The following is a 13,298-nucleotide window of genomic DNA, read 5'->3' as shown; positions in this document are numbered from 1 at the left end:
CACTTTATTGCCTTCTCCCCGCAAATGTCTTTGCGGAGAGTGCAGATCAAAGGTCTGCTGCGGAGATTAAAAGGGAGATGGAGCAATTCAAATCTCAAAAACCTTTCCTTGAGGAAAGGCTTGAGGTGCAGAAGGAAAATGCAAAAGAGCAGTACGAACAAAAGGTGAAGGCTGAAAAAGCTTCTTATAAAAAGAAGATCTTAGCAGTCAAAAAGCGTAAAGAAGAGGCCGGGGTTGCTGGTCTTGGAGGACTCTTTGTCTCAGGCGAGAAGAAGAAAATTAAGCAAAGGCTGGATAATGAGAAAAAAGCCCTTGAGGCCAGGCACAAAAAAAGGCTTAAGGAACTCAAAGACCAGTACAAAAATTCCTTGCAGCAGGTCAAAGCTGTGAAAAAGGAATTAAGCGAAAAAGAGAAAAGACTTGAATCTTCTCTTAGAGCCGCTGAGAAGGCAGAGAAAGCTAAACAATCCGATAAAAGCAAGGCTGCTGTTAAAGACAAGGGCAAGCAGGAAGCTGATAAGAAAGAAAAGCCGGCAGATGAATCTGAAGCCCCCATGCCGGACAGCGATGAGAAGCTCAAAGCTATTGAAAAACAGCTTATCAAAAAACTTGAAGAGCTTTCCATTAAGGAAGAGCAAATCGTAAAAGATTTGAAAGAAGCCTTGCACGATGCCAGAGAGGATTATGAAGCCAAAAAGGAAAGCATCAGAAAGAACTGTTCTGAGCAGATTGCTGTATTGAAAAAGAACCTCAGGAAATCTGAAAAGGCTGAAAGCCCTGCCGAGCAGGAAAAACTCAATACCAGAATAGCAGCATTAAAGATTGACAGAGAACGTCAGATAAAAGGGCTGAGCTCAGAGTATGAGTCCGAACGCGAAGAAATAAGATCTAAGCATGAGGATAGAAATGAGAGCATCAAATCTCAGTATGCTCAGGTGTTGGAAGAATATTCAGATAAGTATGCTGATGCGGGCGGCTCAGAGGAATACATTGAAGAGAAATATTCAGATCAGCCTGTTGATAAACTCAAAGAGGTAATGGCTCGCAGCGAAGAAAAGAAAATTTCCGCACAGAAAAAAAGACTGAATCAGCGTCGCAAGGAAACCAATAGATCTATTAAAAACGCTTATAAGGCAAACCTCGCCGACGAAGAGCGGGCCTATAAAGATTCGCTGAAAAAACTCGAAGGGAATAAAGAGGCTATAAAGAAGCTCAAGGCTGAATACGAGAATAAAAAGAAACAGCTGAAAGAGAAATATTTAGCCGACCTGAAGGCCAGCAACCTGAAATACGATTACCTGATTGCAGAGGCATCGGTTCCTTCTTATCTGGATTATCAGAGCTCTGATCAGAAATTCAAAGTTGAAGACTTTGCTATTTTTGGCAATGAGCATATCCCTGACAGTGAGCTTATAGAAAATATGCCTGTAATATATTCTGAAAAGGGCGAAGAAGAAAAACATTACGACCTTACCGTTTTTCATAAGCTTCTTATGAAGCAGTCTAAATCCGAGCAGGTTTCTAAGGCAGAGATTCAGGGATTGATCAAATATATCCTTGAGCAGTACAACAAACGTTATTCCGGTATATTTGTGTATGTCCCTGCAACAGAAATGAACAGCCAGGGCGGACTGAAGAATAATAAGCTTAATATAAATGTGATTGAGGGCAAAGTAGGCGAATCATCCAGTAAATACTACAACGTGGACTCTGAAACCAAAACCGGTTTGCCTGAAAAGAAAGAAGACGGCCATATTGATGCTGAGATAGTCCAGTCTTGGTCGCCAGCGAAAAAAGGCGAATTGATTAAACATAATGAGCTTAACAGCTTTGTTCAAGTTCTTAATCAGAATCCAGATTTGTATGTCAGTCCTGTGGTAAGCAGAGGTGATGACCCGAATACTATGAATATTGAATATCAATTCTATGAGAGAAGGCCTTGGCATATCCTCGCTCAGATTGATAATTCCGGCTCTGAAGAAAGACAGTGGGACCCTGTTATAGGTCTTACTACTACAAACCTTACAGGAAGAAATGATACGGCCACAATATTCTATCAGGGCGGTCTTTTTGAAGAACCATCACAGGCGTTCAAGGACAATTACTCTGTTTTCGCCTCATATAAGTTCCCGTTCTTCACTCCCTACCTTCAGAATAGAGTTTACTATGGATACAGCCAATTTGATTCCGATTCTCAGGCGATATCAGATTTGCTTTTCCGTGGTGAGGGTGAAATCTACGGAACGGAATTTATCTTAAATCTTTTCAGTGCAGGCGAATGGATGCTTGATGCAAAGGCAGGGGTAAGTTCTGAAAAATCTTATATTAACCGTGTATTCGGTAACAGCAGTATCGGCATTGACACTGATATTGATTTGGAAATGCTCGGCGGCGGGCTCGTCCTTTACAGAGACCAGGGCCTGAATAAAACGCGAGTTGAGGTTGGCGTGGATTATAATTACGACGGGTCTTCTGAAGAGGAATTTGATAAGGCAAGACGCAGAGCAGAGCCCGATTTCAGTATATTATCTGTGAACTTCAATCATGACCAATTCTTTGGGGAAAGTAAAATACATCGCTTGAAAACTGATTTTGAATACATCTATTCCTCAGACAGGCTTGTCTCATCCAAAATGAGCACCTTTGGCGGATTTAATTCTGTAAGGGGCTATGAAGAGGATGAGATAGTTGCAGACGGCGGCTATAATGCTAGTTTGCAGTATGAGTTGGATTTACTTGGTTTTATGAATTACCGGAAAGACTCAGAAGATGAAAAAGTTAAAAGCGATAAATTTTCTAGGATAGCTTTGGCAGGTTTCGCAGATTACGGCAAGCCCGATTTCGTCGATCCCATTGCAGGTGAAGACGATTCTCAGGAGCTTTTCTCAGCAGGCCTTGGTGCTGTTTGGGGATTTGGCGAAAATCTTGAAGGTGAAATTTACTGCGGCTTCCCGTTTGAAGATACAGAAGAAACTGAAAAGGGCGATCAAAGATGGAGTGTTCGCTTCATATATCGTTGGTAATGCATATTGGTGATCTTAAGTTATAAGAGGAATTAAAATGAAATCTTTATTTGCTTTTTCAAAAATTGTAAGAGACGCTTTAATTATACTTGCGTGCTTTTCAATAGCATTCAATCTGCCTGTTTTCAGCTGTTACGCTGAAGATGTGGTAGAGGATATGATTGAGGGCTATAACCCTGTTCAAGGTAATGTAAATTATTCAGTAAATGGGCAAAACGTCAGCTTCACTACTACAGAACTTAAGAATATAGTCAATTATTCTAAGTTCAATGTAGATTCTGCATGGGCAGTAAATTTTAATCAGACTGCAGGCAATGATGCGGCAATCCTAAATCGTATAAATTTTGCTAATCCCTCCCAAATTAACGGCAGCATAACCGGTAACGGGCAGGTGCTGTTTGTTAATCCCGCAGGTATTTATTTTGGAGATGGGGCGAGCATCAATGTAAATCGGTTTCTTGCTTCTGGGCTGAATATCTCTGATACAGATTTTCTCAATGACAATCTTACCTTTGCAGGTGCTACAGGCGATCTGCAGGTGGACGGGACATTGGATATGGCCGGTACAGACAAAGCTGTTCTGCTGGGGAGAAAGTTCATAAACAACGGTACTATTAAAATCCCGGACGGTTCTATAGCCATAGGTGCCGGCAATAAGATAACAATAACTAATTTCAAAGGCGCAGATTTAGAGCTGCCGGATGTTGAAATGGGAACATTATTGAATGATGTTAAAGCCGGTAATGTGGAAGCAGACAACAACGATGCCTTCATAGCAGCTTCAGGCGATATCTATTCAATGGCCATTTCCGGGGCTAATATAAAGCTTAAATCTACCAAAGGAGGTATCAGTGATACCGACAGCGGCAATGATATTCAGGCAGATAATTTTGAAGCTGAGGCTGAAAGTGATATTGGAGGCCCTGATTCTGCCGGCCAGAGCATACAGACAGATGTTTCAGATGCTAAGGCCGTCTCGAATTCAGGTTCTGTTTATGTAAGAGAATATGATGGGCTTGATTCGGCAGAGATAACTGCTTCATCGGATGCAGAGCTTACTGCGGGCGATACGATAGCCCAGTCTCAGGTAACAGCAGGTCAGAATGCCTCTGTTAAGACCACATCTGGTGATATAAATAATTCAGTTGCATCAGCCACCGCCGGCAATGCAGATATCGAAGCTGCTGGAAGCATTAACAGCTCCGATACAACTGCCGGTGAGGATGCCACGCTCACAGCAGGCGATTCTATTGCTGATGCAAAGGTGCAAGCCGGTCAGGACGCTTCTCTCACCGCAGAGAATGACGTTTCTGAGTTTGATGTAACAGCCTCAGGCGAGGCCGCTGTAACAGCGAATGCCGGCAGCATTCAGGATACAGATGGCGATTCGGACGTAACTGCCGCAGATGCCGTACTCACGGCAAATGGCGATATCGGCAGCGATGCCTCCAACATCGGTACTGACGCCGACACTCTCAAAGCGGATTCTGAAAACGGTTCAGTTTATGTTTCAGAGGCAGACGGCCTTGACAGCCTTAATGCAGAAGCGGGCGTGGATGCTGATATAACAGCAGGCGATACGATCGCTCAGGCCGACGTTCAAGCGGGCAGCGATGCTGCTATAGAGACAACAGCGGGCAGCATTGAGAATACAGCTGCTGCAGCAGGCAGCAATGTCTCGCTCACCGCAGCTCAGAGCATTGCAGAGTTTGATGTAACAGCAGGCGATCAAGCGGGCGAGAAAGCCTCGCTTACCGCTCTGGCGGGAGATATAACAGACACCGACGCCGAGATTGATGTAACAGCGAAGAATGCAGAGCTTACTGCTGCTTCTGGTTCAATCGGCACAGATGCAGATAAGGTTCAGACAGATGTAAGCACGCTTAATGCAGATGCAGCGGGCTCAGCATATATCGTTGAGGATGATGGTTTAGCTGATGCCGCAGTTACTGCAGGCGATGCCGGCTATCTTGAGTCCGGCGGAACAATAGACAGCGCAGAAATGACAGCTGGCAGTGCAGAGATCGTAACAACGACCGGAGATATCAGGAATTCAGTTGTTGAATCAACATCCGGAGATACTTCTCTCACGGCAGAGAATAACATTGAAGACTTCGATATAACCTCCAGCCAAGACGCTTCTCTTACTGCTGAGAATGGCGGCGTGATAGATAAGGATACCGATTCGGATGTCTCAGCAGCGGATCTTGCGATTACTGCGGAGAAGGGCATAGGCGGACTTGACAATTATATAAATACGACAGTTGACACCCTGACTGCTGAATCCGCTAACGGTTCAGTTTATGTATCAGAGACTGACAGTCTAAACGGGGCAGTGGTAAATGCCAAAGCGTCCGGTCAGGATGTAATGCTTGATGCAGGCGGAGCAATTGGTCAGCTTGAAGCAGAAGCCGGCAGAGATGCAGGCGTCGAAGCGGACGGAGATATAACTGATTCGCAAGTAACAGCCACGACCGGCAATGCAGATATCGAATCTGCTGGAAGCATTAACAGCTCCGATACAACTGCCGGTGCGGATGCCACGCTCACAGCAGGCGATTCTATTGCTGATGCAAAGGTGCAAGCCGGTCAGGACTCTTCTCTCACGGCAGAGAATGATGTTTCTGAGTTTGATGTAACAGCCTCAGGCGAGGCTGCTGTAACAGCGAATGCCGGCAGCATTCAGGATACAGATGCCGATTCGGATGTAACAGCCGCAGATGCCGTTCTCACGGCAGACGGCGATATCGGCAGCGATGCCTCCAACATCGGTACTGACGCCGATACGCTCACAGCGGATTCTGAAAACGGTTCAGTTTATGTTTCAGAGGCAGACGGCCTTGACAGCCTTAATGCAGAAGCCGGCGTGGATGCTGATATAACAGCAGGCGATACGATTGCTCAGGCCGACGTTCAAGCGGGCAGCGATGCTTCTATAGAGACAACAGCGGGCAGCATTGAGAACGCAGTGGTTGCAGCAGGCGCAAATGCTTACTTAACAGCACTTGATTCAATCAGGAATGCTGAAGTAGATGCAGCGAATAATGCAGAGCTCGCAGCAGGCGGTTCGATTGCCGATACAGTTGTAGATGCAGGACAAGATGCTTCTCTCACAGCAGAGAATAACATCTCAGAGTTTGATATAACAGCAGGCAATAAAGCTGTCCTTACAGCCAACAGCGGCTCAATTACAGATTCAGATGAGTCAGTTGACGTAACAGCCTCTGCTGCTGAGCTTGAAGCTGACGGGTCTGCCGGCGGTCCGGCAGCTGCGATAGGAACTCAGGTCTCTGAGCTTACAGCAGATTCAGCAAACGGCTCAGTGCATATATCCGAAAAGGACGGGCTTGATTCGGCAGAGATAACTGCTTCATCGGATGCAGAGCTTACTGCGGGCGATACGATAGCCCAGTCTCAGTTAACAGCAGGTCAGAATGCCTCTGTTAAGACCACATCTGGTGATATAAATAATTCAGTTGCATCAGCCACCGCCGGCAATGCAGATATCGAAGCTGCTGGAAGCATTAACAGCTCCGATACAACTGCCGGTGCGAATGCCACGCTCACAGCAGGCGATTCTATTGCTGATGCAAAGGTGCAAGCCGGTCAGGACTCTTCTCTCACGGCAGAGAATGATGTTTCTGAGTTTGATGTAACAGCCTCAGGCGAGGCTGCTGTAACAGCGAATGCCGGCAGCATTCAGGATACAGATGCCGATTCGGATGTAACAGCCGCAGATGCCGTTCTCACGGCAAATGGTGATATTGGAAGCGATGCCTCCAACATCGGTACTGACGCCGACACTCTCACAGCGGATTCTGAAAACGGTTCAGTTTATGTCTCAGAGGCAGACGGCCTTGACAGCCTTAATGCAGAGGCCGGCGTGGATGCTGATATAACAGCAGGCGATACGATTGCTCAGGCCGACGTTCAAGCGGGCAGCGATGCTGCTATAGAGACAACAGCGGGCAGCATTGAAAACGCAGCTGCTGCAGCAGGCAGCAATGTCTCGCTCACCGCAGCTCAGAGCATTGCAGAGTTTGATGTAACAGCAGGCGATCAAGCGGGCGAGAAAGCCTCGCTTACCGCTCTGGCGGGAGATATAACAGACACCGACGCCGAGATTGATGTAACAGCGAAGAATGCAGAGCTTACTGCTGCTTCTGGTTCAATCGGCACAGATGCAGATAAGGTTCAGACAGATGTAAGCACGCTTAATGCAGATGCAGCGGGCTCAGCTTATATCGTTGAGGATGATGGTTTAGCTGATGCCGCAGTTACTGCAGGCGATGCCGGCTATCTTGAGTCCGGCGGAACAATAGACAGCGCAGAAATGACAGCTGGCAGTGCAGAGATCGTAACAACGACCGGAGATATCAGGAATTCAGTTGTTGAATCAACATCCGGAGATACTTCTCTCACGGCAGAGAATAACATTGAAGACTTCGATATAACCTCCAGCCAAGACGCTTCTCTTACCGCTGAGAATGGCGGCGTGATAGATAAGGATGCCGATTCGGATGTCTCAGCAGCGGATCTTGCGATTACTGCGGAGAAGGGCATAGGCGGACTTGACAATTATATAAATACGACAGTTGACACCCTGACTGCTGAATCCGCTAACGGTTCAGTTTATGTATCAGAGACTGACAGTCTAAACGGGGCAGTGGTAAATGCCAAAGCGTCCGGTCAGGATGTAATGCTTGATGCAGGCGGAGCAATTGGCCAGCTTGAAGCAGAAGCCGGCAGAGATGCAGGCGTCGAAGCGGACGGAGATATAACTGATTCGCAAGTAACAGCCACGACCGGCAATGCAGATATCGAATCTGCTGGAAGCATTAACAGCTCCGATACAACTGCCGGTGCGGATGCTACGCTCACAGCAGGCGATTCTATTGCTGATGCAAAGGTGCAAGCCGGTCAGGACTCTTCTCTCACGGCAGAGAATGATGTTTCTGAGTTTGATGTAACAGCCTCAGGCGAGGCTGCTGTAACAGCGAATAGCGGCAGCATTCAGGATACAGATGCCGATTCGGATGTAACAGCCGCAGATGCCGTTCTCACGGCAGACGGCGATATCGGCAGCGATGCCTCCAACATCGGTACTGACGCCGACACTCTCACAGCGGATTCTGAAAACGGTTCAGTTTATGTTTCAGAGGCAGACGGCCTTGACAGCCTTAATGCAGAAGCCGGCGTTGATGCTGATATAACAGCAGGCGATACGATTGCTCAGGCCGACGTTCAAGCGGGCAGCGATGCTTCTATAGAGACAACAGCGGGCAGCATTGAGAACGCAGTGGTTGCAGCAGGCGCAAATGCTTACTTAACAGCACTTGATTCAATCAGGAATGCTGAAGTAGATGCAGCGAATAATGCAGAGCTCGCAGCAGGCGGTTCGATTGCCGATACAGTTGTAGATGCAGGACAAGATGCTTCTCTCACAGCAGAGAATAACATCTCAGAGTTTGATATAACAGCAGGCAATAAAGCTGTCCTTACAGCCAACAGCGGCTCAATTACAGATTCAGATGAGTCAGTTGACGTAACAGCCTCTGCTGCTGAGCTTGAAGCTGACGGGTCTGCCGGCGGTCCGGCAGCTGCGATAGGAACTCAGGTCTCTGAGCTTACAGCAGATTCAGCAAACGGCTCAGTGCATATATCCGAAAAGGACGGGCTTGATTCGGCAGAGATAACTGCTTCATCGGATGCAGAGCTTACTGCGGGCGATACGATAGCCCAGTCTCAGTTAACAGCAGGCCAGAATGCCTCTGTTAAGACCACATCTGGTGATATAAATAATTCAGTTGCATCAGCCACCGCCGGCAATGCAGATATCGAAGCTGCTGGAAGCATTAACAGCTCCGATATAACTGCCGGTGCGGATGCCACGCTCACAGCAGGCGATTCTATTGTTGATGCAAAGGTGCAAGCCGGTCAGGACTCTTCTCTCACGGCAAAGAATGATGTTTCTGAGTTTGATGTAACAGCCTCAGGCGATGCTGCTGTAACAGCGAATGCCGGCAGCATTCAGGATACAGATGCCGATTCGGATGTAACTGCCGCAGATGCCGTTCTCACGGCAAATGGCGATATCGGCAGCAATGCCTCCAACATCGGTACTGACGCCGACACTCTCACAGCGGATTCTGAAAACGGTTCAGTTTATGTCTCAGAGGCAGACGGCCTTGACAGCCTTAATGCAGAGGCCGGCGTGGATGCTGATATAACAGCAGGCGATACAATTGCTCAGGCCGACGTTCAAGCGGGCAGCGATGCTGCTATAGAGACAACAGCGGGCAGCATTGAGAATGCAGCTGCTGCAGCAGGCAGCAATGTCTCGCTCACCGCAGCTCAGAGCATTGCAGAGTTTGATGTAACAGCAGGCGATCAAGCGGGCGAGAAAGCCTCGCTTACCGCTCTGGCGGGAGATATAACAGACACCGACGCCGAGATTGATGTAACAGCGAAGAATGCAGAGCTTACTGCTGCTTCTGGTTCAATCGGCACAGATGCAGATAAGGTTCAGACAGATGTAAGCACGCTTAATGCAGATGCAGCGGGCTCAGCATATATCGTTGAGGATGATGGTTTAGCTGATGCCGCAGTTACTGCAGGCGATGCCGGCTATCTTGAGTCCGGCGGAACAATAGACAGCGCAGAAATGACAGCTGGCAGTGCAGAGATCGTAACAACGACCGGAGATATCAGGAATTCAGTTGTTGAATCAACATCCGGAGATACTTCTCTCACGGCAGAGAATAACATTGAAGACTTCGATATAACCTCCAGCCAAGACGCTTCTCTTACCGCTGAGAATGGCGGCGTGATAGATAAGGATACCGATTCGGATGTCTCAGCAGCGGATCTTGCGATTAGTGCGGAGAAGGGCATAGGCGGACTTGACAATTATATAAATACGACAGTTGACACCCTGACTGCTGAATCCGCTAACGGTTCTGTTTATGTATCAGAGACTGACGGTCTAAACGGGGCAGTGGTAAATGCCAAAGCGTCCGGTCAGGACGTAATGCTTGATGCAGGCGGAGCAATTGGCCAGCTTGAAGCAGAAGCCGGCAGAGATGCAGGCGTCGAAGCGGACGGAGATATAACTGATTCGCAAGTAACAGCCACGACCGGCAATGCAGATATCGAATCTGCTGGAAGCATTAACAGCTCCGATACAACTGCCGGTGCGGATGCTACGCTCACAGCAGGCGATTCTATTGCTGATGCAAAGGTGCAAGCCGGTCATGACTCTTCTCTCACGGCAGAGAATGATGTTTCTGAGTTTGATGTAACAGCCTCAGGCGAGGCTGCTGTAACAGCGAATAGCGGCAGCATTCAGGATACAGATGCCGATTCGGATGTAACAGCCGCAGATGCCGTTCTCACGGCAAATGGCGATATTGGAAGCGATGCCTCCAACATCGGTACTGACGCCGACACTCTCACAGCGGATTCTGAAAACGGTTCAGTTTATGTTTCAGAGGCAGACGGCCTTGACAGCCTTAATGCAGAAGCCGGCGTGGATGCTGATATAACAGCAGGCGATACAATTGCTCAGGCCGACGTTCAAGCGGGCAGCGATGCTGCTATAGAGACAACAGCGGGCAGCATTGAGAACGCAGTGGTTGCAGCAGGCGCAAATGCTTACTTAACAGCACTTGATTCAATCAGGAATGCTGAAGTAGATGCAGCGAATAATGCAGAGCTCGCAGCAGGCGGTTCGATTGCCGATACAGTTGTAGATGCAGGGCAGGATGCTTCTCTCACAGCAGAGAATGACATCTCAGAGTTTGATATAACAGCAGGCAATAAAGCTGTCCTTACAGCCAACAGCGGCTCAATTACAGATTCAGATGAGTCAGTTGACGTAACAGCCTCTGCTGCTGAGCTTGAAGCTGACGGGTCTGCCGGCGGTCCGGCAGCTGCGATAGGAACTCAGGTCTCTGAGCTTACAGCAGATTCAGCAAACGGCTCAGTGCATATATCCGAAAAGGATGGGCTTGATTCGGCAGAGATAACTGCTTCATCGGATGCAGAGCTTACTGCGGGCGATACGATAGCCCAGTCTCAGGTAACAGCAGGCCAGAATGCCTCTGTTAAGACCACATCTGGTGATATAAATAATTCAGTTGCATCAGCCACCGCCGGCAATGCAGATATCGAAGCTGCTGGAAGCATTAACAGCTCCGATACAACTGCCGGTGAGGATGCCACGCTCACAGCAGGCGATTCTATTGCTGATGCAAAGGTGCAAGCCGGTCAGGACGCTTCTCTCACCGCAGAGAATGACGTTTCTGAGTTTGATGTAACAGCCTCAGGCGAGGCCGCTGTAACAGCGAATGCCGGCAGCATTCAGGATACAGATGGCGATTCGGACGTAACTGCCGCAGATGCCGTACTCACGGCAAATGGCGATATCGGCAGCGATGCCTCCAACATCGGTACTGACGCCGACACTCTCAAAGCGGATTCTGAAAACGGTTCAGTTTATGTTTCAGAGGCAGACGGCCTTGACAGCCTTAATGCAGAAGCGGGCGTGGATGCTGATATAACAGCAGGCGATACGATCGCTCAGGCCGACGTTCAAGCGGGCAGCGATGCTGCTATAGAGACAACAGCGGGCAGCATTGAGAATACAGCTGCTGCAGCAGGCAGCAATGTCTCGCTCACCGCAGCTCAGAGCATTGCAGAGTTTGATGTAACAGCAGGCGATGAAACCCGTCTTACTGCAAGCAACGGTTCGATCAGCGATACAGATGGTGATGTTGATTTCTATTCCGAAGATCTTTATTTAACATCAAATGACGACTTAAACCTTGATGAGTTTGGCGTTGAAGATAAGGAGAACAGCGAAGCAGATCTCATTTCAACTTCAGGTAAAGTTTCTACTCAATTAGCCGATAAGTGGGAGAAAATAACTGCTGACGGCGAAACAGGTGTAGAGCTGAAGGGTGAAGCCGATATTCGTACAGGTGAGCTTTCAGCCAATACAGGCAATATTCATGTTGAAAGCGAGAAGGGCGGAATATCTCTGGATGGTAATGTTGAGGCAGAAAACAGCGGAGTTAATATTACTGCTGAGAAAGGCCTTGTTCAAACTTCAGGGACGCCAGGAAAGATCAGTGTGGATATCATTGGATACTCCGACCAGAATACAGATCAAAATACAGGTACGGTTTCCGGAAGCGGAGTTGAACTGCCTTCAGGTGAAGGTCTTGCAGCTTTGATAATTCGAAGCGGCGAAGATGTTGTTGTCAGCGGTAAGCTCACTGCAAACGGCAGCTTCGATCCTTCTGTGAATGATGACAGGTCTTCTGTAGATTTCAGGGACAGCGGCGAGTTAGGCGGCGAGCCGTCTGATATAGCTATCTACCTTTCTGCCGGCGAGGAAAATTCCGGCGAAGGCAGCATTACTCTTGAAAATCTCGTGAATTCAGGAAACGGAACGCTTGTAATTGATGCTCAGGATTCAGTAAAATTCAATAAGCAGTTTGAAGACAGTGTCCTGGACGGGACATCACAGCTTGCGAGAATAGAAGCTGTTTCCAGAAAAACAAACACCCTTGATGAAGCCAGCGAGAACCGAAAAAATACACTGCCGTTTGCTGACAGCAAAATTGAAAACGAAGAAACTAAATTCGATGATCATTTAGTGTATGTCTTCAGAGGTAAAACACCGGCAGAGGTTCTTGAGCTTATAGTTTCACCGGATGAAGCTGTATTCAAGCCTTTCAGCTTTGATTACTCAGATCAGGTGGATTCATCTTCTCTGAATGTTAAAGAGCTGCTTAGCTGGCTTCTAAATTTCGTCGGTAACGAAAAGGTTCATTTCACAAAGGCTGAAAGTGATTATTACATTACAGACAGCAAGCCTGTCCGGGCAGCTCAGAGGCTGAGAAGGTACGACTTGATACTTTCTGATACAGACGGCTTTAAGGAATCTTTGAATGCACTCTTTGAAGATTTCAGCAAACAGAGCAGTTTCTCAGTAGAAGAAGGCTTTGGAGAAGACAGGAACCTTTACTCTAAATTCAATCAGTTCCTCAATCTTAGATACAATAAAGGAGATGCCAATGCTGAAACGGTCTTCCAGTGGAATAATGCTTATCAGTCATTTATGAATGAACTGACTGGTAATGAAATCCACTTGGAGCAGGACGACGTCGAAGATCTAATGGCGGCCAAGCGGGTCGAGGTTACTAAGGATAGTAATAAAGCTGTCCGTTCTTACATGGACTTTTTTGAAGAAGATACAGAGGATTAAGC

The 13,298-nt window shown here is 47.7% G+C and carries 2 protein-coding genes; both read left to right on the top strand.

All coding sequences use genetic code 11. The features are described from left to right. The first annotated feature begins 77 nt into the window (after positions 1-77). Positions 78-3,023, top strand: coding sequence for a ShlB/FhaC/HecB family hemolysin secretion/activation protein (locus tag STSP1_RS06620; RefSeq protein ID WP_123807006.1), 2,946 nt, complete (start codon positions 78-80; stop codon positions 3,021-3,023). A 37-nt stretch (positions 3,024-3,060) separates the two neighbouring features. Next, positions 3,061-13,296: a filamentous hemagglutinin N-terminal domain-containing protein gene (locus STSP1_RS06615; protein ID WP_085755596.1), complete on the top strand. Its 10,236-nt coding sequence runs from the start codon at positions 3,061-3,063 to the stop codon at positions 13,294-13,296. The last annotated feature ends 2 nt before the right edge of the window (positions 13,297-13,298 follow it).

Origin of the sequence: Sedimentisphaera salicampi, assembly GCF_002117005.1 — a bacterium.
Taxonomy (GTDB): domain Bacteria; phylum Planctomycetota; class Phycisphaerae; order Sedimentisphaerales; family Sedimentisphaeraceae; genus Sedimentisphaera; species Sedimentisphaera salicampi.
Note: the sequence above shows the minus strand (reverse complement) of the source record. Positions and strands in the feature narration are given on the sequence as shown.